The organism is Thioclava sp. 'Guangxiensis', assembly GCF_045348365.1.
In the GTDB taxonomy this organism is placed as follows: Bacteria; Pseudomonadota; Alphaproteobacteria; order Rhodobacterales; family Rhodobacteraceae; genus Thioclava; species Thioclava kandeliae.
The window spans coordinates 508,682-531,554 of record NZ_CP155822.1; the positions used below are offsets into that span (position 1 = coordinate 508,682).

Here is a 22,873-nt window from a genome sequence, read left to right on the forward strand (position 1 = left end):
GGACGTGCTTACGTTTCTTCTCTTCGTTATTCCGCCGCCACTAGCTTGGTTTCGGTTGATCGGCTTGGATCGACTATGCCGGGCTGCCGCGATCTTGTGGGCAGCGTTTATCAAGGAGACCACGGACATGGCCAACGGCACCGTGAAATGGTTCAACAGCACCAAAGGCTTCGGCTTCATTCAGCCCGAAAACGGCAATAAAGATATTTTCCTGCACATCTCTGCCGTCGAACGCGCCGGGATCAGCCGGATTGAAGACGGTCAGGCTGTCACTTTCGACATCGAAAGCGGTCGTGACGGTCGCGAATCCGCTGTCAACTTGGCACTTGCGTGAAGACATAGCTGGGAGACCTGCTTGAAGGTATTCCGGCTCAGAAAAGAAAAGGCGGGCGGCTTTTGACGCCCGCCTTTTCCATTCCGGCTGCAAATGTCGTAACTGCGCCTGAAAAGACGCTCACAAGCACGGGACGATAGCGACGGATCCCCATCCCGATACCGCCGCTTTCCACGCTTCTGCCTGCACGAAATTTTCCACAAACATTCCTGCAGCTCATCATAACCCGAGCAACACGAAAGGGCGGTCGCAGGCTATTTCCATCCGGCAGTGCCCTGATGCGGGACCTGTCGTGACCATCGTCGCGCCAAACTGGCGATCTCCTGCATTTTCGACAAGTGTTGCGGGCGACCCTTCCGGACAGGCAGCGCCGGGACTGCAGTCCCGGACCGGAACAAAACCATGTTGCCAGGACAAGAGGAAACGGTCACCCTCAATCCGGCACAGGAGAGTGTCGCGAAACGCTTCGGCTCTCTGGAAAACATGTGTCATCTGCCCCGCCCTGCTTGCGTCGTCGCCACATTGTCCACGGGGGATACTCCCGAAGGCGCGCTCTTCGGCTCCCCGGACATTCGGGGACACGCATCGGCCCTTGGAATTCAACATCGTGTCAAGTAAGTTGCCCCGAGACCATCTTACTGGCCAGGCGCGTGTTACCTAATATTGATCCCCTTCAAGACAGTATCCGGCAGGTCGATCTTGTCTCCGATATTTCGATGATCCTCGACGCTTGCGGAACGGCAACCGGTATGGGTTTTGTTGCCGTTGCTCGGGTAACCGACAACCGCTGGATAACCTGCGCGTCCCGTGATCGGGTGAATTTCGGTCTGACGCCCGGCGATGAGCTTGATGTGGCATCGACAATCTGCAGCGAAGTACGAGCCTGCCGCAGCAGCATCACGATTTCGGATGTGGATGATAGCGAGATCTACCGCGACCACCCCACGCCCCGTCAATACGGTTTCAAGAGCTACATATCGGTTCCGATCATCAAAAGCGATGACAGCATCTGGGGCACGCTATGCGCCATCGACCCGAACCCGCGCGAAATCGGGTCGCATGCGGAACAGCTGTTTACGATCTTTGCAAGATTGATCGCCCGCGAGCTCGACCGTCAGGACGAGCTTACCAAGGGGCGTGAAGAGCTGGCAGAAGGTCGCGCCACCCTTCAGACCGAACGCGATACGGCACGGTTGAGGGAAGAGTTCATCGCCATCGTCGGGCACGATCTGCGCAATCCGATCGCCGCGGTTACATCCGGCTTACGGATGATCGAGAAACCCGACATTTCTCCGGATCGCCGGGCGATGCTCGTGTTCGAGATGCAGCGAGCGCTGACGCGGGCCAGCCAGATCATAACCAACTTGATGGATTTTGCCCGTGGCCGCCTCGGGGCCGGGATAGACGTGAATGCGCCCGCGTCGATCGACCTCGTGCCGGTGTTTCGTGACGTGATTGGCGAGATCGAGCAGATTGCCGGTCAACCAGTCCTGTCCTCGATCGACCTGCCGCGTGCTCTGGTTGCCGATCCGCAGCGGCTTGCTCAACTTTTGTCAAACCTTCTGGGCAATGCCGTGGCCCACGGCGCCCCCAACCAACCGATTTCGGTCGACATTGCCGAGCGAAACGGTGAGCTGGTCGCCAGTGTCACGAACCAGGGCACGCCGATCCCGCCAGAGATGCACCCGTCATTGTTCCACCCCTTCTCGCGCAATGAAAGCAATCAGAAGGGTCTTCAAGGCCTCGGCCTGGGCCTATACATCGCGTCGCAGATCGCTCTGGCGCATGGCGGACGGCTCGACGTTTCGTCTTCGGCGGAGGCCGGCACGACATTCACCCTGCATATGCCGGCCAAACCGGCCTGAGCGCGTGATCTGAGATCATGGCATCCGGCCAAGCGCCGCAATAACATCCTCGGCGGCAAGAGGCTTCGCGAGAAATGGACTGTGTTCCGGCATGGCATGAGAGGCGGGGCGTGTGCCACCCGACATGATGAGGATCCGGCAACTGTCAGACCGCCGCCGCACTTGCGATGCAAGGGCGACACCGTTCATGTCGCCCGGCATATCGATATCGGTGACAAGCACGTCAACCGTATCGCCACCGTCTATGACACGAAGTGCCGTTGCCGCATCTTCCGCTTCCAGAACATTATATCCCAGATCCGCAAAACCGAGCGCCAGATCCATGCGAATTATCGGCTCGTCCTCGACAACGAGAATCGTCAGGCTCTTGTCAGTCATGCGGTCGCTCCAATCCTACAGGTGAACTGCAACGCAGCCAGCGCTCGCGCGCTCTACGATACTCAGGACAACGGCTCGGGAGCACACGCGTTCCCCTTTTTCTTTTCGGCCCATGATTTTTTGAGTAAAATTGTCAAGTAAGACCGCGCCTCCAGTAGGGCCGGCGCCGCTTCCATGACGAATAATATGCGCGAAACCCGCGACAGCGGCATGGACGCCGATATCCTCCAAAGACCATGCCCTGTGCCCTACGGCGACGCTCGGCAACGCTCGGCGAGACCGCACGGTCCGAGGCCGTCAATCGTGACAGACCTGCCATTGCAATTCAGGCGCGGCGCTCTATATTTTGTATCAACACCTGTCGCGCATCCCAAATTTAGAGCTTCAGAGGGAAAGGTTGCCCCGGCCGATTGTCCGGCATGCGCGGCCCCAATACCGGAGCTCTCATGCGCCGCTCGCTTCCGCAGAACGACCCCACGCCCAGACATCTCACGCGCCGAACGGATCGGCGCCGAGGACTGGCTTTCAGGCAGGCTCTTTTTTCTGCCCCGCCTCTGACCAAGCAACCGCAACAACCTCTTGCGAGGTGATTGAAAGGATCGTCCGTGACCAAGGACACCCGCCCCTCTTCGATGGCAGACCGGAATTCGGCGCTGCGTATGAATATCGGGTGCACTATCACCCACACCCTGACCCAGCCGACTCCTCTGATCGCGCTGCTGAATGTGCATTACTCGCGGTTCGGCGACCTCGAGCGCGCGGATTACCTTGTGACCCGGCCCAGCGTTCCGCTCGAAAGCTATCGCGACGGCTTCGGTAACTGGTGTACGCGCATGGTGGCCCCCCCGGGAGAATTCACCCTGACGACTGACGGTATCTTCCGCGATGCAGGCAACCCTGATCCCTATTGCCCCGATGCACAGCAACATGCCGTGGAAGACTTGCCCTTCGATACGCTCGTCTACCTGCTGGGCAGCCGCTACTGCGATACGGACCTGTTGTCCGAGCGCGCCTGGGCGCTGTTCGGAAAGACCGATCAGGGCTGGTCGCGGGTGCAGGCGATCTGCGACTATGTGCATGACACCATAAGCTTCGACTACATGAAAGCCGACGCAACCCGGACGGCAGCGCAGACCTTGGCCGGAGGCTTCGGGGTCTGCCGCGATTTCACCCATCTCGGTATTGCGCTTTGCCGTTGCATGAACATTCCGGCCAGATACTGCACAGGCTATCTGAGCGAAATCGGCGAGCCGCTGCCCCATGCCGAAGACGATTTCGCTGCATGGATGGAGGTCTATCTGGGCGGCCAATGGTGGGTGTTCGATCCTCGAAACAACAAACGGCGCACCGGGCGCATTCTCGTGGCGCGCGGCAGGGACGCCGCAGACGTGCCGCTGACACAGATATTCGGGCCGGGAACCCTGTCGGAGTTTGAAGTGTGGACTCAGGAAGTGCAGGGCGAAAGAGCAGTCTCTTCCGGGAGCTGACCTTCAAGAGCCAGGGCCATGGCCCTTTCCGTCAACGGGCGCCTGCCCGCTTGCCGGGGTCTTTCAATATTTCCAAGGACAATCCAGATGAGCCCATAAATCCGTGCAACGACCTTTCCGCGCATGTCAGGCGAGTTCCGGCCTGCCAGCCTTCACTCACCGGATGAGGCCCTCGCAGGCCAAGCGGCTTCATGCTCAGAACATGATCGAACCGCTACGCCTCCGGACGCCCTGCGGCGATCAGAGCTGGCAGAACACAGCCTCAGCCGGATTTTGACCGGACCTGAATACGATGTCACCGAAGGTCGGGAACTGACCGCTTTCTTGACCCCCGCCATGGTCCTAGCAGACATGAAAGGCACAGTTCAGATGGCGCGGCGAGATCGGGTCGATCTCCGGCTTGCACGGAAACAGCCAGCCTTCGGGCTCTGCTTCCTGCCAATAGTCTCGGAAGAGTTCGAGCAACCCCTTTGACAGCATTGGTCTTGCGGCTCTTCCGCCCCTGGCCCTCCTCGACATGAAGCAGCATCCGGTCGCTGTCGATGTCGCCGATCTTGAGACTACAGACCTCGGTGAGCCGCAGGCCAGCTCCGCAGGAGATGCGGGACACCACCGGCGGCCTCCGCGGCTGGATACGGACCTGCATGTAGCGCTTCATGGTCTCGCGCCCGCAAGTCATGCCGAAGAAGAACCGGAGCACCACGATCTTCACGTTAAACATACCGGCCCTAACTCCGGTGTGGGTCTTGGCGCAGGCATTCGGGGCAGATGCGTATGCGCGTGCGCTGCAGGCTATGGGTCGTCGCGATCTCGTCGCGCAGGCGGAAGCGGTTATGACCGAGATGACGGATGGAAACCCGCGCGACCGAGGCAGCGTCACAGCCTGCAAGCTGCGCAAGCTGGGCGATTGCCAGAGGCTCGCCGCGAAACAGAGGATCGACCGGAAAGGCCAGGTCGGCGCAGAACTGGTAGACAGAAGGCGCACCATTGCGTGCTGCCAACCGCGTTAGCAGAGACGATGCCGGTTCAAAGCACGCGTGCTGCACGGTCAGCGGCAGCGGCGCGAAATGGGCATCGGGATCTACAGGTCGACTTTTTGCCACGCGAGTCTTTCGGAACTAGGCATTGAGATCGCCCCAACCCTAGGCCAGCCCGCTCAATCGACCAATATACCAAGCATAGGTCAAAAACACATTCGTGGACATCTATGTAAAAGAAAAGCTAGTTTCGTCTGACATTCGACAGTTTCAGAAATGGCGGACCCGGAGCGATTCGAACGCCCGGCCCCTTGATTCGTAGTCAAGTGCTCTATCCAGCTGAGCTACGGGTCCGCAATATCTGCACCTGAGTAATCAGGCTATGTCGTTTCTGGCAAAGCCAGAGGTAGTGGCGGACCCGGAGCGATTCGAACGCCCGGCCCCTTGATTCGTAGTCAAGTGCTCTATCCAGCTGAGCTACGGGTCCGTCGTGGGGGGCTATCTATTGGGTAAGTCGGGGGGGCGCAAGAGGAAAAATGAAAGTTTTTTCACAAGACAGCATTTCTCGGGAAATGCGCTTCTCAGACAGGCTGCATCGACAGCTCCTGCGGCAGATAGAGCATGAACTGCGTACCCGTCTCGTCGCTCCGGTTCAGCTCCAGCCGGCCACCATGGCCTCGGATCAGCTCGGCCGAGATCGCCAACCCCAGCCCCGTGCCGCCCTTGCGCGAGCCTCCAGTGAAAGGCTGGAACAGATGTTCGCGCGTTTTGGCGGGCAGGCCCGGACCGGTATCCTGAACGCGGATCCACCAATCATCGCGCGTCTCGCCCGCGCCCACCTCGATCGTGCCATGCTCGCCCGTGGCTTCCAGTGCCTGACGCGCATTGCGTACGAGATTGGAGATCACGCGATAAAGCTGCTCGCGGTCGGCACGGATGGTGAGATTCGGCGCGATATCAACGATGAAATCGACAAGTCCAGCCCCCTCGAGCGATTGCTCGCTCTCGACCACCTCGGCCACCAGCGGCGCCAGCATGAAACGCGAAAGCGAGGGCGGCGGCTCCTCGGCCTTGCCGAAGGCCAGTGTCGTCTCGCACAGATTGACCGCCCGCCCGATCGAATTGATCAGCTTGGGGGCGGCGCGCTTTACCACCGGATCCTCGGAGAACTCCATCCGGTCCGCAAAGAGTTGCGCCGTGGTCAGGATATTGCGCAGGTCGTGGCTGATCTTGGCCACCGCCTGCCCCAGCTGCGCCAGACGCTCCTTCTGGCGCAGGGCCGCCGTTAACTGGGTCTGCATATCGGCCAGGGCATCCTCGGCCACACGCAGCTCCTGAATACGGGCATTGGGCGCGATGATACGGCGGTTATCCTCGGGCGCCTCCGAATAGGAGGACATATGCGCCACCAGCCTCTTGATCGGGGTCACCATCAGGCGCTGCACCAAGGCGAAGAGAAGCACGGCCGTAATCCCCGAGATCACCGCCGACAGGGTCAGCAGGCGTAGCCCGTATTCGATCATCCCGATTCGGATCGGTTTCGTGTCGAGCGTGATCTCGATCACCTGCCCGCCTCTCTGCACCGGTTCCCCCACCACGCGGATGATATGGTTCTCCGGGTCGATCAGGATCCTGAGCGCGTCGTGGATCCGGCTCCAGAGCGAGGCATTGCGGATGTCATAGGTGCCCGAGATCGCCTCGGGGAGCGGCGAGGACAGCACCAGCTGACGCACCGCATCGCGGCGCAACACCACGTTATAGACGCCCGCATTGGCCAGAAGCTCGTTCTCCAGATCGGGATCGATAGTCGATTGATCCGTGGCCAGCAGCGAGAGAGAGGCGATCTGGGCACGCTCCAGACGCGTGAGCAGATAGTTCTCGCGGTAGGTCGCGATTCCCGGCAGCAGAATCAACAGCTCCGCCAGGACGACGAAGATCGTCGTCAGGATAAGGAAACGGCCGGAAAGCGAGTTGATCTTCATTACCTGTCTCGGGTGGCTCCGCGACTATGACTGCGGGACGGATCTGCAAATATTATTGCTTTGTTGCGATAAATAGGGCGTGATGGCAAAAGACAAAAGAGACAACCGCCCGAATTATCGTGAATTCGACATCAACTTCGGGGCAATCGGCAAAAAACTGCCCCGGGTCAATTGACTTGTGATCTTATCCTGACTAAAGACCGGGCCTCGAATATGAGCGGCAGCCGAATCCGTTTGGCGTCGTGTTGCCCTACCGTATCAGAACCCGGAGTTAAGCGATGAAACGCACTTTCCAGCCCTCGAACCTCGTTCGCGCCCGTCGCCACGGGTTCCGCGCCCGTATGGCAACCAAAGGTGGCCGTAAGGTCCTGAATGCACGCCGTGCAAAAGGCCGGAAGTCGCTGTCGGCATAAGCCGTCACGACTGGCGACAGGCTAATCCTATGACACCGTCGGAGGCTTCCGTGACAGACCCCCAAGGTCAGGACGCGGGCACGGCTCCGGCGGTTTCTTCATGCGCGGATGCCAGCCATCCCGTCACCCCGCCACCCGTTGCGACCCTTCGCAAACGGGCCGATTTCCTGCGTGCGGCCTCCGCGCGTCGTGCCGGCATGCCGGCAGGGCTCCTGCAGGCACGGCTACGTACGGATGACACCGTCTCGCCGCGTCTGGTGCGGGTAGGCTTTACCTGTTCCAAAAAGGTCGGCAATGCGGTGGCCCGCAACCGCGCCAAGCGTCGCCTGCGCGAGATCGCGCGGCTTGTGCTGCCGCAACATGGCAAGCCCGGCTGGGATTATGTGCTGATCGGGCGTGCAGACGCCACCGCCACGCATGATTTCAAGGCGATGCAGGACGATCTGGTCCGCGCCTTGGAGCGGGTCCATGCCGAGGATTACCGTCCACCCAAGCCCCGCGGCCCGAAACCGAACATTCCCCGTGGCCCGCGCCGCGGCAAAGGCAAGACATGAGCCCCCTGGCCCATATCATCGCCCTGCCCGTGCGTGCTTACCGGCTGGTCGCCAGCCCGTGGGTCGGGAATGGCTGCCGCTATCAACCGACCTGTTCGGCCTATATGCTGGAAGCGCTTGCCCTGCATGGGGCCGTCAAAGGCACCTATACGGGCGTCCGGCGCATCCTGCGCTGCCACCCGTGGGGCGGACGCGGCTATGACCCCGTTCCGGGCGCCGACCCCGACCATGACGCGAAATGCCATTGTGCAAAGGAGCATGACCATGCTGGACGATGACGACGCCCCGATCCATCCGCTCTTTGCCGACGCCCCCTCGACGACGGCCTTCAAGAAGCTGCGCAAGCGCATCGTGCGCCAGACCCGCGAGGCGATCGAGCAATATGGCATGATCGAGCGTGGTGCCCGCTGGCTTGTGTGCCTCTCGGGCGGCAAGGACAGCTATACGCTGCTCGCGGTCCTGCATGAACTGCAATGGCGCGGGCTGCTGCCGGTCGAGATCCTCGCCTGCAACCTCGATCAGGGCCAGCCGGGTTTTCCGGCCACCGTTCTGCCCGAATTTCTTGAGAAAATGGGGGTTCCGCACCGGATCGAGTATCAGGACACCTACTCGGTCGTGATGGACAAGGTTCCGCAGGGCCGCACCTATTGTGCGCTCTGCTCGCGCCTGCGCCGCGGCAATCTCTACCGTATCGCGCGCGAGGAAGGGTGCTCGGCCGTTGTGCTGGGGCACCATCGCGACGACATCCTCGAGACATTCTTCATGAATCTCTTCCATGGCGGGCGTCTGGCAACGATGCCGCCGAAGCTGGTAAACGAGGAGGGCGATCTTTTCGTCTATCGCCCGCTGGCTTTCGTGGCCGAGGAGGATTGCGAGAAGTTCTCCCGCGACATGAACTATCCGATCATCCCCTGCGATCTCTGCGGCAGCCAAGACGGGCTTCAACGCCAGCAGGTCAAGCAAATGCTTGATGGATGGGAGAAAAACCGCCCTGGACGGAGACAGGTCATGTTCCGTTCGCTGATGAATGCGCGCCCCTCGCATCTGCTGGATACGGGACTGTTCGACTTTGCCGGCCTGTCGCTGAAAGCGGGCGGTGATTCAAATTTGAACGATAACATCCCCGATTTGCGCCAGCACGATTAACCGATCACTGACAAAACCCGCCTAAGACTACGGCTATTAATTTATGCGCCGTTTGACGAGGTATGGTGATGTCGAAGGAAAAGAATCGAAAACCCACCCTGAAAGGGGGCCCGATTCTCATGCGTCGTGAAATGATCGCCTTTGTCCCGGCGATCATTCTGGCGGGCTACTGGATCGGACTGGAAGCGATGATCCTCCTCGGCGTTACCGCATTGGCGGTGGGCTGGATGACCCGCCCTGTCCTGCCTTCCGATGATCTGGAAATGACCACTCTCGATCCGGCAACGGGGCTGCCGCTACGCGAACTGGCCCTACCGATGATGGACAAGATCATGACCGAAGCGCGCACGAGCAATCGCCTGACGAGCTGTTTCGTGATCGCCATCGACGATCCGCAGAATTTTACTGCCAACACCAGCACCCGCGAGTTCGATGATACGATGCGTCGCTCGGCAGAGCGTCTGCGCTCCGTGCTACGCGATTCGGATTACATCGCACGCCTGGGCGGCGCGCGCTTCATGGTGATGCTGAAACCGACACCCAATCCCGATCTCGAAAGCATGATCCAGCTTTCCGTCCGGCTTCAAAGCACGCTGGAAGAGCCACTCTCCATCGGCGGGCGCACCCTGTCGCCCACCTTCCATATCGGGTTCTGCCAAATGAGCCGCAGCCCTAAGCCAGATGCCGAAAGCATTCTGGACGCCGCCGAGATTGCGGCAGAGGAAGCCTCGCGCAACGGCACATCGGCGATCCGAGCCTTTTCCAACGAAATCCGCCGCTCTGCCGAAATCCGCTCGGCGCTTTCCGCAGAGGTGGGCGATGCGTTGGAGAACGGCGAGATCGTCGCCTATTTCCAGCCGCAGATCTGCACCGATACCGGCCTGATCTCCGGTATGCAGGCGATGCCGCGCTGGCTGCACCGTGATCGCGGCGTGCTGGGTGAAACCGATATCATGCCCGCAGTCATGGCCGCAAACCTGCGCACCCGCTTCTACGAAGTCATGATGTTCCAGGTCTTCAACGGGCTGAAGGAATGGAATGCGCGGGAAGAACTGGTCGGCGTGATCTCCTTGCCCATCAACGAGGAATTGCTCGCCAACCCGAAGATGCCCGAGCGCCTGCAATGGGAATTCGACCGGTTCGAGCTTCCTGCGGACCAGATCCGTCTGGTGCTCGAACAGGAGATCGTTTCGAAGCTCAGCGATGATATGATCTCCCATACGCTCAGCGCCTGCCGCAAGATGGGCTGTAAGATCGAGCTTGCCGGTTTCGGAAGCGGCCCGGCTTCGATCAATTCGGTCCGTAATGCCTGCGCCGAGCGGATCCGCATCCATCGCAGCTTCGTGGCCCATGTCGATCACGATGCCGAACAACAGCGCCTTGTAGCCGCCATCATCTCGCTTGCCGAGGGGCTGGGCATCCAGACCATCGCAGAGGGGGTAGGTTCCATCGGAGAGCACGCAATGCTCGCGCAGCTGGGCTGCAACCATGTGCAGGGCCGCGGTATTGCCAGCCCGATGCCGCTGGAAGAAACCCATGACTGGATCGCCCGCCACATGGCCAAGCTGGAGAAAACACCAAGGCTGAATACCCGCCGAGGGTCGTAAAACCGGCGCGATCATCACGAATCCTATTAGGAAGCGAAGGAACGGGGGGAAAGGGCTTGACCTTTTGCCCCCCCTTCTGTTGAACCGACACGACTTCCCGAAAGGCAGACGGATCCTCATCGCCCATGGAAAACCAGAATAAGAACCTCATCATCGCAGCCGTATTATCCGCACTCGTGCTGATCGGCTGGACAGTCTTCTTCCCGCCGGAGCAGACGACCAATCCGGAGGGTGGTGAAACCGTCTCGGATCAGGCCGCCTCGGCAACCGCGCCCACCATCGCACCGACACCGGATGCGCTGAATACCGCGACGCAGGACGCCAAGAATGTAGCGAATGCCACCAGCGATGAGCTGGCGAACATTCCCCGCATTCCGGTCCAGACGCCGGATCTGAAAGGCTCCATCTCGCTGATGGGCGGCCGTTTCGACGACCTCTCTCTCGAGAAATACAAGGAAACGCTGGCCGACGACTCCCCTGATGTGCGGCTGCTCGCGCCGATCAGCGGCACCGAGCCCAACGCCGCCAAACCCTATTATGTGGTCTATGGGTGGTCCCCCGCAGGCGGCTATTCGGCCGATCAGGTTCCCGGGCCCCGCACGGTCTGGACCGCCCCTGAAGGCGCCAAGCTAACCCCCGACACCCCCGTCACCCTGACCTGGGACAATGGCGCTGGCCTGATTTTCCGCCGCACGATCTCGGTCGATGACGATTACATGTTCACCGTCCAGCAATCGGTCGAGAACACCACAGACACCGAGGTCCGTCTCGCGCCTTATGGCATCATCGCCCGTCACGGCCTGCCGCCGTCGAAAGCGACCTATGTCCTGCATGAGGGCGCCGTGCGCATGAGCGATGGCAAACTCGAAGAGATCAAATACAAGAAATTCGGCGATCTCGAGCAAAGCGCGGGCGAGGGTCAGGCCGAGCTGATCTCGGTTTCCGAAGGCGGCTGGACCGGTTTCACCGATAAATACTGGATGACCACGCTGGCGCCGAAAACCGGCCCCTTCACCTCGGTCGTCAAATATTCGGGCGAGAACTCCGATATCTATCAGACCGAGACCCGCCTGCCCGTGATGACCGTGGCCGCAGGGGCAACCCAGTCGGCAGACACCTATCTCTTTGCCGGTGCAAAGGAATACGAGGTCATCAAAGGCTATCAGGACAATCTCGGGATCACCAAATTCGTCGATTCGATCGACTGGGGCTGGTTCTACTTCCTGACGAAGCCGATCTTCTGGCTCCTGCACTGGCTGCATGCCGCCATCGGCAATATGGGCTGGGCAATCATCGCGCTGACCTGCATTATCAAGCTGATCGTGTTCCCGCTGGCCCGCAAATCCTACATCTCCATGGCGAAGATGAAGGAATTGCAGCCCGAAATGGAAGCCCTCAAGGAGCGCGCAGGCGACGACCGCCAGAAGCTGCAACAGGGCATGATGGAGCTTTACAAGAAGAACAAGGTCAACCCCGCCGCGGGCTGTCTGCCGATCCTGCTGCAGATCCCGATCTTCTTCTCGCTCTACAAGGTGATCTATGTCACGATCGAGCTGTATCACGCGCCGTGGTTCGGCTGGATCCATGACCTTTCGGCTCCCGATCCGACCTCGATCCTGAACCTCTTCGGCCTGCTGCCATGGGGCACGCCGGAACCGGGCAGCTTCTTGTTCATCCTCAGCCTCGGCATCCTGCCGATCCTCTTGGGCGTGTCGATGTGGTTCCAGCAGAAGCTGAACCCCGCCCCCGCCGACAAGAGCCAGGCGATGATCTTCGCATGGATGCCGTGGATCTTCATGTTCATGCTGGGTAGCTTCGCGTCGGGCCTCGTGCTCTACTGGATCGCGAACAACACGATCACCTTCATCCAGCAATATACGATCATGTCGATGCACGGGAAACGCCCGGACATCTTTGGCAACATCAAGTCGAGCTTCGGGAAGAAGAAAGCCGACGGAAAGGCCAAATGACCGGCATTCTGAGCCATATCTTCCGCCATCCGATCAAAGCGATCGGGGCGGAAGCCATCAACAGCGCGTCCCTCACAGAGGGGCGCGCTCTGCCTTTGGACAGGGTCTGGGCCGTGCTGCACGAGCGCTCCAAGATCGAACTCCGCGAGGGCCGCGCCGATTGGGCTCAAAAACTCAATTTCGTGGTGGGCGTCTCCGCCCCTGCCCTGATGGCTGTCACGCTCGAGACGCGCGGCGAGGCATTCTGCCTCTCGCATCCTACGAAAGATCCACTGGTTTTCTCACCGCAAAACGCCGAGGACCACGCGCGGTTTCTGGCATGGCTTGACGATCTCTGGCCCGCGCATCGTCCCCGCCCCACCGGACTGGTCGCGGCAATCGATCAACCCCTGACCGACCAGAAAACGCCGGTCCTGTCGCTGATCGGCACCGGCTCGCTGGGCGATCTGTCGCAGGCGGCGGGCACCACCCTCGACATGCGCCGGTTCCGTGCCAATCTCTGGGTCTCGGGTTGGGGTGCCATGGCCGAGCAGGAGCTGGTCGGGAAGCGCCTGCGTCTGGGCGAGGCGGAGCTGGAAGTGGTCGAACCCGTAGGTCGCTGCCGCGCCACCGACGGCAACCCCGAAACCGGTGCGCGTGATCAAGACCTTCTCAAACTGCTGAAAGACCGCTATGGGCATACAAATTTCGGGATTTTCGTGCGCGTCACGAAACCCGGCCAAATCGCGACCGGCAGCAAAATCGAGGTGATCTGATGCAAATCCAATTCAAGGAAGCCCCCGCCCCCGAGCAATTCGCCGCCGAACGTGGCCGGTTGATGTTCGCGGCTCCTGTCGAGTTTCTCAAAGGCGTTGTGGCGATGTCGGGCATGCCGCCTGCCGACCGGATCGAAGTCTGTTTTGCGGGCCGCTCGAATGTCGGGAAATCATCCCTGATCAACGCCTTAACGGGCCGCAAGAACCTTGCACGCGCCTCCAATACCCCAGGCCGGACGCAGGAGATCAACTTCTTCACCACGCAGGACGGCCCCTATCTGGTCGACCTTCCGGGCTATGGGTTTGCCCAAGCGCCCGTGCCGATCGTGAAGAAATGGCAAGAGTTGCTGCGCGCCTATCTGGCGGGCCGCCCGACCCTGCGCCGCGTCTTTGTGTTGATCGATTCGCGCCACGGCGTGAAGGCCGTGGATGAGGAGATCCTGACGCTTCTGGATAAATCCGCCGTCACGTTCCAGGTGGTGCTGACCAAGGCCGACAAGATCAATGCCAAGGATCACGAGGCGCTCTTCAAGCAGGTCTCGGGGGCTCTGGCCAAACACGCAGCCGCGCATCCGGAGATCATCCTGACCTCGTCGGACAAGGGCGTTGGCATCGAGACGCTCCGCGCGATCATCGCCGGTCTCGATTAAGAACGGGCCTCGATTAAAACGCGTCCTGCGCGATCTTGTTGAGCATCGTTTCGGCCTGCCCGAGGATCATCTTCCGGTCCTCGGGTTTTCTCTTGTCCCATGACCGATAAATGACAGCCATACGCGGATTCCCCGCGAATTTATCGCGGTTGCGGTCGAGAAAGTGCCAATAGAGCAGATTGAACGGGCAGGCCCCCTCACCCATTTTCTTCTTCACCGAATAGGCGCAAGACCCGCAATAATCCGACATCCGGTCGATATAGGCGCCCGAGGAGACATAGGGTTTGGAGGCGATCACGCCGCCATCGGCAAACTGGCTCATGCCCGCCGTGTTGGGCGCCTCGACCCATTCGAACGCATCGATATAGACCGCCAGATACCACTCCTGCACCTGCGCGGGATCCACCCCCGCCAGAAGCGCGAAATTGCCGGTGATCATCAGACGCTGGATATGGTGGGCATAGGCCAGATCGCGGGTCTGGGCCACGGCGTGGCGCAGACAGTTCATCTCTGTCTTGCCGCCCCAATAGGCCCAAGGCAGTTTGCGGTGCTGATCCAGATGGTTGCGCGCGGTATAGTCCGGCCCCTCATGGAAATAGATGCCGCGCACATATTCGCGCCAGCCGATGATCTGCCGGATAAAGCCTTCCGCAGAATTGAGCGGCACCTTGCCCGCCGCATAGGCGCGGGCTGCCGCCAGACACACCTCCAAAGGCCCCAGCAGGCCAAGATTGAGATAGGGCGAGAGGAGCGAGTGATAGAGAAGCGGATCGTCTTCCAGCATCGCATCTTGATAGGTGCCGAAATCCGCCAGATTATACGCGATGAAATGAGCGAGCGCCTTTTGGGCCCCGTTGCGGTCCACTGCCCAATTGAACCCTTCGAGCCCGCCGAAGTTATCGGCAAACTCCCGCGCCACCAGATCCAGCACCTCGCGCGTGGTGCCATCCGGCGCAAAGCGCGGCGCGTTCACGCGGAATAGGTCGGCCTGCGCGGGCTTACGGTTCTCGGCGTCGTAATTCCACTGCCCACCTTCTGGATCATCTCCTGCCATCAAGAGCCCCGTTTTGCGGCGCATCTCGCGGTAGAAATATTCCATCCTGAGCGATTTGCGGCCCTTGGCCCATTCGGCAAACTCTGCCTCCGAGCACAGGAAGCGGTCATCGGGCAATTGCACCACGGGGATCGGGCAATCCTCCAATGCCTGCCGCAGCCGCCACTCGCCCGGTGCAATCGTCACAGCCGAAGCCGCCCCATGTTCCTCGGCGCGGCGCAGGATTTCGCCGGTGATCGAGCCACTATTTCCCGCCTCGCCAAACCGCGTATAGGCCACGGTCCAGCCATCGGCCCGCAAGCCCTCGGCAAAAGCCCGCATCGCGGCAAAGACCAGCGCGATCTTCTGCTTGTGATGGCCCACATAATCGGTCTCTGCGCGGACCTCGGCCATCACGATCACATCGCGGGTCTTGTCGGCGGCGCGCAGGGCGGCACCCTCGGCCGTCAGCTGGTCGCCCAGCACCAGAACGAGGCGTGGTTTATTCGCCATAGATCATCCGCCGTGTCATGCCGCCATCGACGGGCAATACTTGCCCCGTCACAAACCCCGCCCCCGCCAGATACATCACCGCATCGGCAATATCCTCGGGTAGGCCCACACGCCCCACGGGATGCTGCATATGATCACGCGGGCTGAGCGGCTCGCCCACCGTATCGATCCAGCCCGGAGCGATGGCATTGACCCGCACATCGGGCCCCATCCCCACCGCCAGCGCATGGGTCAGTGCCACCACACCCCCTTTGGCCGCGGCATAGCCATAGGTCTGCGGCTGCGACTGGAAGGCGCGGGTGGAGGCCATATTCACCACAGCACCCCTGGCCGCCTTCAGAGCGGGTGCACATTCACGCACCATCAGGAAGGTGCCGGTCAGATGGGGCTCCAGCCAATGATCCCAATCGGCGAGCGTCATGGTCTCGATCGGGCCGGAGAACGGGTCGGCGGGGCCGCCGTTATTGACCAGCAGATCCAGCCGGTCAAAACCCGCCTGCTCCACCGCCGACTTGACCGAGGCCTCATCGCCCAGATCGCAGACAAAATCCCATAGCGCCATCTCGTGCGGCAGGGTCGCAAGCGCCTCCTCGTCGATATCGAGCGCCGCAACCTGCCAGCCCTCTTTGACCAGACGCAGCGCAATCGCCCGCCCGATCCCCGAGGCCGCCCCCGTTACGATCGCCGTCTTCATATAGTCACCACTCCACTGGTCTGCCGGAATAATCCCAGAAACCACCGCTTTGTTCCGGCGTCAAACCCTGAACCACGGTCAATAGCCGTTCGGCCGCCTCTTCGGGAGAAACCTTATCGGCGGTGTAATTGCTGGTGAAGGCCGTAGCCACAGTCCCCGGATGGAGGGCAGCCACTACAAGCTGCGGGAATTTGCGCCGCAATTCGATGGCCGAGGTATGCACGAGTTGGTTCAGCGCGGCCTTGGAGGCCCGATAGGAATACCAGCCCCCCAGGTGGTTATCACCAATCGATCCCACCCGCGCCGACAGCACGGCCAGCGTGGCTCGCCTGTCGCGCGGCAGAAGCCTGCGCACATGCTTGATCACCAGCGCGGGCCCCATCGCATTCACCGCGAACTGGCGCATGATATCCTCGGCCTTCAGTGCCGAGAGCGACTTCTCGGGCGTGCCGAGAATACCGGAGGCAATAAAGACCAGATCGAATGTGCCGTCGAGACCCGACATCACCGCCTCGATCTTGGCCTCTTGGGAAATATCGAACCCGTCCCGCGCGCGCGAAAGCCCGATGACCTCGTGTTCGCCCTGTTCCAGACGGTCGCGCAAGGCGCCGCCAATACCGCCGGTATCGCCAATGATCAGTGCACGCATAAGTGCCTCCCTAAGCTCCCTTCCTGAAATTGCCGCGCCGCAGCATGATTTCAACCCCAAAAAAAGGACCGGTCCGGCCATTTTGGGCTTTTCATCGTAGAATCTGCCCCTATAGTCCAGCCCATGATGACACGCACCGCACATAACCCCACCTCGCTGGCCGCCCAAGGGCGTGGCCTGACGGCTGGTGGCGGTGCGCTGCGCGGCCTTCTCCTTCTTCTTACGCGCCTCTGAGCGTGCCCTTGGGCGCGACCGCTCGGAGGTAGCCAGCGCCCAAGCCACCCGATGCCCAAGCGGTTTGCTGGCCATCGGGGTTCAGACGCGTTAAGAGCCGATTACGAGGAGACAACCATGGCTGCGAACATGACCGATAATTCCCAAGTTCTGATTTTTGACACCACCTTGCGTGATGGCGAGCAATCGCCGGGTGCGACGATGAGCCATAACGAGAAGCTCGAGATCGCAGGGCTGCTCGATGAAATGGGCGTGGATATTATCGAGGCAGGCTTCCCGATCGCCTCCGAAGGCGATTTCGCTGCTGTCAGCGATATTGCCAAAAACTCGAAGAATTCGGTGATCTGCGGCCTGAGCCGCGCCAATTTCAAGGATATCGACCGCTGCTGGGAGGCCGTGAAACACGCCGCCCGCCCGCGCATCCATACCTTCATCGGCACCTCGCCCAGCCACCGCGAGATCACCAAGCTCAATCAGGACGAAATGGTCGAGCGCATCTTCGAGACCGTCACCCATGCCCGCAACCTGTGCGAGGATGTGCAATGGTCGGCAATGGATGCGATCCGCACCGAGCGTGACTATCTCTGCCGCGTGGTCGAAACCGCGATCAAGGCCGGCGCCACCACGATCAACATCCCCGACACCGTAGGCTACACCCTGCCCGACGAATCGGCCGACATCATCCGTATGCTGTTGGAGAAGGTTCCGGGTGCCTCGGATGTGATCTTTGCCACCCATTGCCACAATGACCTCGGCATGGCGACCGCCAACAGCCTGGCGGCGGTTTCGGCAGGTGCGCGCCAGATCGAGTGCACGATCAACGGCTTGGGCGAGCGTGCGGGCAATACCGCGCTCGAAGAGGTCGTCATGGCCTTGCGCGTCCGTAAAGATCTGATGCCCTACGAGACCAAGATCGACACGACCAAGATCATGAACCTCTCGCGTCGCGTGTCCCAAGTGTCGGGCTTTGCGGTGCAGTTCAACAAGGCGATCGTCGGCAAGAACGCGTTCCTGCATGAATCGGGCATCCACCAGGACGGCGTATTGAAAAACGTCGAGACCTTCGAGATCATGAAGCCCGCCGATATCGGCATCACCGAGACCAATATCGCGATGGGCAAGCATTCGGGCCGTGCCGCGCTGCGCTCGAAACTGAAGGAACTGGGATACGATCTGGCCGATAACCAGCTGCAGGACGTGTTCGTGCGCTTCAAGGCTTTGGCAGACCGCAAGAAAGAGGTCTATGACGAGGACATCCTCGCGCTGATGACCGATAGCGTCGTCAATACCGGCGAGGACCATCTGCAGGTGAAGAAACTGCGCGTGGTCTGCGGCTCGGACGGTCAGGAAGCCGATCTGGTGATGACCGTTGCGGGCGAGGAGAAAAAGGCCACCTGCGAGGGCGACGGCCCCGTGGATGCCTGCTTCAATGCGGTCAAACAGATCTTCCCGCATGGCGCGCGCCTGAAGCTCTATCAGGTGCAGGCCGTGACCGATGGCACTGATGCACAGGCCACCGTGATGGTGCGTCTGGAAGAGGATGGCCGTATCGTGACCGGTTCGGCGGCAGATACCGACACCATTCTGGCCTCGGTCAAGGCGTATGTCGGTGCGCTCAACCGCCTGATTCTGCGCCGCACCAAGACGGCACCGGATGCCGATATGAAGACGGTCTCCTTCAAGGAATAAAGCAGAACGGCGCGGGCATCCCCCGCGCCGTTTTCACAAGACGGGAATAGACCGGTTGACCTGCCGCAGGACCGGCACCGAGGCCAGTGACAGCGCGATCACCGCCAGCCCCAGCGCCAGCTTTGGCAAGTCGGGCAGCGCCATCCCCAGCACATTGATCCACAGCACATGGACCAGATAGATCCCCGTGGACCATACGGGCGAGATCTGCCAGCCGCCGCCCTGCCCTTTCAGCGTCAGGAACAGCACAGGGATAAAGAGCGCGCTCGACAGGAAGATGTCGAACGGCCCGACCGCGTTGAAGACCAGATCGTTCATCCCGATCTCGGCGGCGAAGATCGCGCCTGTAACGCCCAGAAGGAGGCGCCGACCCGTCTGTGTCAGCCCATCCCAGTGGCCCTGTAGCCGTGCCGCCACATATCCCAGTGCCATGAAAGGAAAGGCGAAAAACAGGAAATTCCGCGCCAATGCTCCATCCGCCGAAATCGGCAGGCTTTCATGGACCGGGCTCTGGTCCACCCGCTGGCCATATTGCAGCGCCGCGCCGAGGAAGAGGATCGCCACCGCAAGCCCGATCAGCACTTTCGGGGAGAGCCCCCGCACCAGATAGAGCATCACCGCCGAGATCAGCGCCGCCAGCAGATACCAGAGTTGCCAGTAACCCACGATGACATTGGTGACGAAGAGCGGAAGGGTCGCATCGCTGATCCAGAACGGTAGATAGATCAGTGTCCAGATCGCGTAGAGCCCCGCCATCCGCCTCAAGAGGTGCCCGATCCCGCGTTTAACCTGTCTGTCAAAATAGAACCCCGTCACAAACAGGAAGAACGGCACCCCGAGCCGCGCGAGATTGTTGCCGATAAGGATATTCAGAGGGCGCGACAGATCGCTGAAAATACCGGTATGCAGACACACGATCGAGAGCGCGAATAGGATCTTCGTCCATTCGATCGCGGCAATCCGCGTGGATTGCGTTCCTGGATGCGGCTGCGCGTCACGTCCGGCCCATTGCAAACTCTGTGTCATGGCTCCTCCTGACGCGCGTAACGACAAGACGGAAGGCACAGGTCCGACACCATCGCGTGAAAATCAGGCATGTTCGAAAAGTGACACTATCCACGCGGAAAACCGCCTATTTGGCGGCCAAAAATTGCGTAAATCACACTCGCAAGTATGTGATTGGCGGATAGGTGCGTCATTGCAATGTCGTGAGGGCAATTGGACTTTCCGCGTCCCTATTCCTTGACTATACGGGCTGGGGGCGACCGTATGAGTCGCCGAAGGCTTTACAGGGCAGTGCAGGACGAAACATGGTTAGCTTGGGCGGAATCTTTTCATCAGACATGGCGATCGACCTCGGGACGGCGAACACGCTGGTCTACGTGAAAGGGCGTGGCATCGTCTTGAACGAGCCCTCCGTGGTGGCTTACCACGTCAAGGACGGCAAGAAGCAGGTGCTGGCCGTGGGCGAGGACGCGAAACTGATGCTGGGCCGGACGCCCGGCTCCATCGAGGCGATCCGCCCGATGCGCGAAGGCGTCATCGCCGATTTCGACAGCGCCGAAGAGATGATCAAATATTTCATCCGTAAGGTGCATCGCCGCTCGACCCTGTCCAAGCCCAAGATCATCGTCTGTGTGCCCCATGGCGCGACGCCGGTGGAAAAACGCGCGATCCGCCAGTCGGTGATCTCGGCAGGCGCCCGCCGCGCCGGCCTGATCGCCGAGCCGATTGCCGCAGCCATCGGTGCGGGCATGCCCATCACCGACCCCACGGGCTCGATGGTCGTGGATATCGGCGGCGGCACCACCGAGGTGGCCGTGCTCTCGCTGGGCGATATCGTCTATGCACGTTCGGTGCGTGTGGGCGGTGACCGCATGGACGAAGCCGTGATCTCCTATCTGCGCCGCAACATGAACCTCCTGATCGGCGAAGCCACCGCCGAGCGGATCAAGACCTCCATCGGCTCGGCCCGTATGCCCGATGACGGGCGTGGCACTTCCATGTCGGTGCGTGGCCGCGATATCCTCAACGGCGTGCCGAAAGAGGTCGAGATCACGCAGGCGCAGATCGCCGAGGCGCTGGCCGAACCTGTCCAGCAGATCTGCGATGCGGTGATGCAGGCGCTCGAGACAACCCCGCCGGATCTGGCCGCCGATATCGTCGACCGTGGCGTGATGCTGACCGGTGGCGGCGCGCTTCTGGGCGAACTGGATCTGGCGCTGCGCGAGCAGACGGGCCTGTCGATCTCGATCGCGGACCAGTCGCTGAACTGTGTGGCCCTCGGCACCGGCAAGGCACTGGAATACGAAAAACAGCTGCGTCATGTGATCGATTTCGACAGCTAAGACGCGTGTAGGAATGTGATGAGAGGCGGGCGTCTGCTGCGTTGAGCGGGGCGCCCGTTTTCGTTATAACCCCGCCAGATCGGGCCGCTCGGGCCCAACCCCAGAATTCCGGAGTGGACAGTGGCACGAAACCGCGATGAAGAGGACTATCTCGGCCCCCTGCGCCGGATCGTCATTGCCATTCTCGTGCTCGCCCTCGTGGCAGCGGTCATCTTGTGGCGCGTGGACAATCCGCGCGTCGAGCGTCTGCGTTCGGCCTTTATCGACCGTTATGTGCCGACCTTCGACTGGGCGATGGTGCCGGTGACCAAGGTGTTGGACATGGCCGAGGGCTTCCAGTCCTACACGCGGATCTATGAACAGAACCAGGAGCTTCGCCGCGAGCTGCAGCAGATGAAGGCGTGGAAAGAGGCCGCCGTCCAGCTGGAGCAGGAAAACGCCAAGCTGCTGGCGCAGAACAATGTCCGGCTCGATCCCAAACTGACCTCCGTCTCGGGCGTGGTGATGGCCGATAGCGGCTCGCCCTTCCGGCAGTCGGTGCTGCTGAATATCGGCTCGCGCGACGGGATCGTGGATGGCTGGGCGACGATGGATGGCTTGGGGCTCGTGGGGCGCATTTCGGGTGTGGGCAAGACCACCTCGCGGGTGGTTCTGCTGACCGATTCTTCCTCGCGCATTCCGGTCACGCTGCAGCCCTCCGGCCAGCGCGCGATCATGTCGGGCGACAACTCCCCCTTCCCCGCGCTCGATTTCATCGAACATCCCGACCGGATCCGTGCGGGCGACCGCATCATCAGCTCGGGCGATGGCGGGGTATTTCCGGCGGGTCTGCTGGTGGGTCAGGTGGTCGAGCGCAACGGCCGCCTGAGGGTCCGGCTTGCCGCCGATTACGAGCAGCTCGAATTCCTCAAGGTCTTACGCTCCTATCCGGCCGAGCAGTTGAAGGGCGTGGGCGCCCTCATCCCGCCGCCCGTCGGCAAAATCGACCGCGAGCAGCAGGCCCTGCCCCCCGCCCCCAAGACATCCACCGGGCAAAGCAATGGTTGACCCGCTCACCTCCCGCATCTGGGCGCACAGGCTGCTGTTTGTGGTGATCATCTCGGTCATCATCTTCATCCGCCTGCTACCGATCTCGCCCACCTATCACGGGATACCGGGGCCGGATCTGTGCCTTGCCTTCGCCCTTGCATGGGTGCAGCGCAAACCCGATTATGTGCCTGCCATCCTGATCATCGCAGTGTTTTTCGTGCAGGATCTGGTCTTCTGGCGCGCACCGGGGCTGTGGACGCTGATCGTGCTGATGGCCACCCAATGGTTGCGCCGCCGCGAGACCCGCCTACGCGAGATGCCCTTTGCCATGGAACTGGCCATGATCGCCGCCCTTCTGGTGATGATGGTCTTCCTGGAACGGATCGTGATGACCCTGATGATGGTAGACCAGCCCCCCTTGGGCCGCGTGCTGCTGCAGGCGCTGACCACGCTGATCGCCTATCCCTTCGTCGTGGCGCTGTCGCGGCTGGCCTTCGGGGTCAAACGCGCCGTGCCGGGCGAGGTGGACGATCTGGGACATCGCGTCTGACCAAAAAACTCCCGCA

At 61.0% G+C, this 22,873-nt stretch carries 22 protein-coding genes and 2 tRNA genes; 15 read left to right on the forward strand and 9 right to left on the reverse strand.

What is annotated here, in order from left to right:
- Positions 1-127 precede the first annotated feature (127 nt).
- Both ABEB22_RS02430 and ABEB22_RS02435 read left to right on the forward strand, forming a co-directional pair.
- A complete protein-coding gene (locus ABEB22_RS02430; RefSeq protein ID WP_339111906.1) occupies positions 128-334 on the forward strand; it encodes a cold-shock protein in 207 nt (68 codons plus the stop codon).
- Between the two features lie 716 nt (positions 335-1,050).
- Entirely contained in the window at positions 1,051-2,199 is a 1,149-nt protein-coding gene (locus ABEB22_RS02435; RefSeq protein WP_406870756.1) for an ATP-binding protein, read from the forward strand.
- Between the two features lie 15 nt (positions 2,200-2,214).
- Here ABEB22_RS02435 and ABEB22_RS02440 read toward each other — a convergent pair whose 3' ends face one another.
- Positions 2,215-2,577 carry a response regulator gene (locus ABEB22_RS02440; protein WP_350937667.1) on the reverse strand — a complete coding sequence of 121 codons (363 nt, stop codon included), beginning with the start codon at positions 2,575-2,577 and terminating at the stop codon, positions 2,215-2,217.
- 653 nt (positions 2,578-3,230) lie between these two features.
- Here ABEB22_RS02440 and ABEB22_RS02445 point away from each other — a divergent pair.
- Positions 3,231-4,064, forward strand: a complete 834-nt coding sequence (locus ABEB22_RS02445) for a transglutaminase family protein (RefSeq protein WP_406871113.1) — start codon at positions 3,231-3,233, stop codon at positions 4,062-4,064.
- 728 nt (positions 4,065-4,792) lie between these two features.
- On the opposite strand, the gene ABEB22_RS02450 is transcribed toward ABEB22_RS02445, so the two are convergent.
- From ABEB22_RS02450 to ABEB22_RS02465, 4 genes are all read right to left on the reverse strand, one after another.
- On the reverse strand, positions 4,793-5,167 hold the full coding sequence (locus ABEB22_RS02450; RefSeq protein ID WP_406870757.1) for a TniQ family protein: 375 nt from the start codon (positions 5,165-5,167) through the stop codon (positions 4,793-4,795).
- A gap of 151 nt (positions 5,168-5,318) precedes the next feature.
- A tRNA-Arg gene (locus ABEB22_RS02455) sits at positions 5,319-5,395 on the reverse strand.
- Positions 5,396-5,451: 56 nt separating this feature from the next.
- A tRNA-Arg gene (locus tag ABEB22_RS02460) sits at positions 5,452-5,528 on the reverse strand.
- A 94-nt stretch (positions 5,529-5,622) separates the two neighbouring features.
- On the reverse strand, positions 5,623-7,023 hold the full coding sequence (locus ABEB22_RS02465) for a HAMP domain-containing sensor histidine kinase (RefSeq protein WP_339111886.1): 1,401 nt from the start codon (positions 7,021-7,023) through the stop codon (positions 5,623-5,625).
- 278 nt (positions 7,024-7,301) lie between these two features.
- Between ABEB22_RS02465 and rpmH the strand changes: the two genes are divergently transcribed.
- The 8 genes from rpmH (at position 7,302) to yihA (ending at position 14,118) form a co-directional block, all read left to right on the forward strand.
- Entirely contained in the window at positions 7,302-7,436 is a 135-nt protein-coding gene (gene rpmH, locus ABEB22_RS02470) for a 50S ribosomal protein L34 (protein ID WP_339108028.1), read from the forward strand.
- Between the two features lie 29 nt (positions 7,437-7,465).
- The gene (gene rnpA, locus ABEB22_RS02475; protein ID WP_406870758.1) at positions 7,466-7,990 is read left to right on the forward strand and encodes a ribonuclease P protein component; all 525 of its coding nucleotides are present in this window, start codon (positions 7,466-7,468) and stop codon (positions 7,988-7,990) included.
- Complete coding sequence (yidD, locus tag ABEB22_RS02480) at positions 7,987-8,268, forward strand: membrane protein insertion efficiency factor YidD (RefSeq protein ID WP_406870759.1); 282 nt, start codon at positions 7,987-7,989, stop codon at positions 8,266-8,268. The genes rnpA and yidD overlap by 4 nt, the downstream gene beginning before the upstream one ends.
- Positions 8,255-9,136, forward strand: a complete 882-nt coding sequence (ttcA, locus tag ABEB22_RS02485) for a tRNA 2-thiocytidine(32) synthetase TtcA (RefSeq protein WP_339111883.1) — start codon at positions 8,255-8,257, stop codon at positions 9,134-9,136. The genes yidD and ttcA overlap by 14 nt, the downstream gene beginning before the upstream one ends.
- A 119-nt stretch (positions 9,137-9,255) precedes the next feature.
- The gene (locus ABEB22_RS02490) at positions 9,256-10,743 is read left to right on the forward strand and encodes a GGDEF domain-containing phosphodiesterase (protein WP_339111882.1); all 1,488 of its coding nucleotides are present in this window, start codon (positions 9,256-9,258) and stop codon (positions 10,741-10,743) included.
- Positions 10,744-10,868: 125 nt separating this feature from the next.
- Positions 10,869-12,713 carry a membrane protein insertase YidC gene (gene yidC, locus ABEB22_RS02495; protein WP_339111881.1) on the forward strand — a complete coding sequence of 615 codons (1,845 nt, stop codon included), beginning with the start codon at positions 10,869-10,871 and terminating at the stop codon, positions 12,711-12,713.
- Positions 12,710-13,468, forward strand: a complete 759-nt coding sequence (locus tag ABEB22_RS02500) for an MOSC domain-containing protein (RefSeq protein WP_406870760.1) — start codon at positions 12,710-12,712, stop codon at positions 13,466-13,468. Before yidC ends, ABEB22_RS02500 begins: the two co-directional genes overlap by 4 nt.
- Positions 13,468-14,118, forward strand: coding sequence for a ribosome biogenesis GTP-binding protein YihA/YsxC (gene yihA, locus ABEB22_RS02505; RefSeq protein WP_339111879.1), 651 nt, complete (start codon positions 13,468-13,470; stop codon positions 14,116-14,118). The genes ABEB22_RS02500 and yihA overlap by 1 nt, the downstream gene beginning before the upstream one ends.
- Before the next feature lie 13 nt (positions 14,119-14,131).
- Here yihA and ABEB22_RS02510 read toward each other — a convergent pair whose 3' ends face one another.
- Genes ABEB22_RS02510 through ABEB22_RS02520 form a run of 3 tightly spaced genes read right to left on the reverse strand, consistent with a single transcriptional unit; the run spans position 14,132 to position 17,007 of the window.
- Positions 14,132-15,664 (reverse strand): cryptochrome/photolyase family protein, encoded by a 1,533-nt coding sequence (locus ABEB22_RS02510; RefSeq protein ID WP_406870761.1) that lies wholly within the window; start codon positions 15,662-15,664, stop codon positions 14,132-14,134.
- Positions 15,654-16,358 carry an SDR family oxidoreductase gene (locus tag ABEB22_RS02515; RefSeq protein ID WP_339111877.1) on the reverse strand — a complete coding sequence of 235 codons (705 nt, stop codon included), beginning with the start codon at positions 16,356-16,358 and terminating at the stop codon, positions 15,654-15,656. Before ABEB22_RS02515 ends, ABEB22_RS02510 begins: the two co-directional genes overlap by 11 nt.
- Before the next feature lie 4 nt (positions 16,359-16,362).
- Positions 16,363-17,007 (reverse strand): SDR family NAD(P)-dependent oxidoreductase, encoded by a 645-nt coding sequence (locus ABEB22_RS02520; RefSeq protein ID WP_339111876.1) that lies wholly within the window; start codon positions 17,005-17,007, stop codon positions 16,363-16,365.
- A 363-nt stretch (positions 17,008-17,370) separates the two neighbouring features.
- On the opposite strand from ABEB22_RS02520, the gene ABEB22_RS02525 reads away from it, so the two are divergent.
- Positions 17,371-18,930 carry a 2-isopropylmalate synthase gene (locus ABEB22_RS02525; RefSeq protein ID WP_350938647.1) on the forward strand — a complete coding sequence of 520 codons (1,560 nt, stop codon included), beginning with the start codon at positions 17,371-17,373 and terminating at the stop codon, positions 18,928-18,930.
- A 33-nt stretch (positions 18,931-18,963) separates the two neighbouring features.
- On the opposite strand, the gene ABEB22_RS02530 is transcribed toward ABEB22_RS02525, so the two are convergent.
- Entirely contained in the window at positions 18,964-19,956 is a 993-nt protein-coding gene (locus ABEB22_RS02530) for an acyltransferase family protein (RefSeq protein ID WP_406870762.1), read from the reverse strand.
- Positions 19,957-20,240: 284 nt separating this feature from the next.
- Here ABEB22_RS02530 and ABEB22_RS02535 point away from each other — a divergent pair, with 284 nt between their 5' ends.
- The 3 genes from ABEB22_RS02535 (at position 20,241) to ABEB22_RS02545 (ending at position 22,857) form a co-directional block, all read left to right on the forward strand.
- The gene (locus ABEB22_RS02535; protein ID WP_339111874.1) at positions 20,241-21,278 is read left to right on the forward strand and encodes a rod shape-determining protein; all 1,038 of its coding nucleotides are present in this window, start codon (positions 20,241-20,243) and stop codon (positions 21,276-21,278) included.
- A gap of 120 nt (positions 21,279-21,398) precedes the next feature.
- The gene (mreC, locus tag ABEB22_RS02540; protein ID WP_339111873.1) at positions 21,399-22,325 is read left to right on the forward strand and encodes a rod shape-determining protein MreC; all 927 of its coding nucleotides are present in this window, start codon (positions 21,399-21,401) and stop codon (positions 22,323-22,325) included.
- The gene (locus ABEB22_RS02545; protein ID WP_406870763.1) at positions 22,318-22,857 is read left to right on the forward strand and encodes a rod shape-determining protein MreD; all 540 of its coding nucleotides are present in this window, start codon (positions 22,318-22,320) and stop codon (positions 22,855-22,857) included. Before mreC ends, ABEB22_RS02545 begins: the two co-directional genes overlap by 8 nt.
- Positions 22,858-22,873: the final 16 nt, after the last annotated feature.

What these genes read in the sequence shown, in the direction of transcription:
- ABEB22_RS02430 (WP_339111906.1), top strand. Translation starts at nt 128, where the DNA reads ATGGCCAACGGCACCGTGAAATGGTTCAACAGCACCAAAGGCTTCGGC.
- ABEB22_RS02435 (WP_406870756.1), top strand. Translation starts at nt 1,051, where the DNA reads ATGATCCTCGACGCTTGCGGAACGGCAACCGGTATGGGTTTTGTTGCC.
- ABEB22_RS02440 (WP_350937667.1), bottom strand. Translation starts at nt 2,577, where the DNA reads ATGACTGACAAGAGCCTGACGATTCTCGTTGTCGAGGACGAGCCGATA.
- ABEB22_RS02465 (WP_339111886.1), bottom strand. Translation starts at nt 7,023, where the DNA reads ATGAAGATCAACTCGCTTTCCGGCCGTTTCCTTATCCTGACGACGATC.
- rpmH (WP_339108028.1), top strand. Translation starts at nt 7,302, where the DNA reads ATGAAACGCACTTTCCAGCCCTCGAACCTCGTTCGCGCCCGTCGCCAC.
- rnpA (WP_406870758.1), top strand. Translation starts at nt 7,466, where the DNA reads ATGACACCGTCGGAGGCTTCCGTGACAGACCCCCAAGGTCAGGACGCG.
- yidD (WP_406870759.1), top strand. Translation starts at nt 7,987, where the DNA reads ATGAGCCCCCTGGCCCATATCATCGCCCTGCCCGTGCGTGCTTACCGG.
- ttcA (WP_339111883.1), top strand. Translation starts at nt 8,255, where the DNA reads ATGCTGGACGATGACGACGCCCCGATCCATCCGCTCTTTGCCGACGCC.
- ABEB22_RS02490 (WP_339111882.1), top strand. Translation starts at nt 9,256, where the DNA reads ATGCGTCGTGAAATGATCGCCTTTGTCCCGGCGATCATTCTGGCGGGC.
- yidC (WP_339111881.1), top strand. Translation starts at nt 10,869, where the DNA reads ATGGAAAACCAGAATAAGAACCTCATCATCGCAGCCGTATTATCCGCA.
- ABEB22_RS02500 (WP_406870760.1), top strand. Translation starts at nt 12,710, where the DNA reads ATGACCGGCATTCTGAGCCATATCTTCCGCCATCCGATCAAAGCGATC.
- yihA (WP_339111879.1), top strand. Translation starts at nt 13,468, where the DNA reads ATGCAAATCCAATTCAAGGAAGCCCCCGCCCCCGAGCAATTCGCCGCC.
- ABEB22_RS02510 (WP_406870761.1), bottom strand. Translation starts at nt 15,664, where the DNA reads ATGGCGAATAAACCACGCCTCGTTCTGGTGCTGGGCGACCAGCTGACG.
- ABEB22_RS02515 (WP_339111877.1), bottom strand. Translation starts at nt 16,358, where the DNA reads ATGAAGACGGCGATCGTAACGGGGGCGGCCTCGGGGATCGGGCGGGCG.
- ABEB22_RS02520 (WP_339111876.1), bottom strand. Translation starts at nt 17,007, where the DNA reads ATGCGTGCACTGATCATTGGCGATACCGGCGGTATTGGCGGCGCCTTG.
- ABEB22_RS02525 (WP_350938647.1), top strand. Translation starts at nt 17,371, where the DNA reads ATGACCGATAATTCCCAAGTTCTGATTTTTGACACCACCTTGCGTGAT.
- ABEB22_RS02530 (WP_406870762.1), bottom strand. Translation starts at nt 19,956, where the DNA reads ATGACACAGAGTTTGCAATGGGCCGGACGTGACGCGCAGCCGCATCCA.
- ABEB22_RS02535 (WP_339111874.1), top strand. Translation starts at nt 20,241, where the DNA reads ATGGTTAGCTTGGGCGGAATCTTTTCATCAGACATGGCGATCGACCTC.
- ABEB22_RS02545 (WP_406870763.1), top strand. Translation starts at nt 22,318, where the DNA reads ATGGTTGACCCGCTCACCTCCCGCATCTGGGCGCACAGGCTGCTGTTT.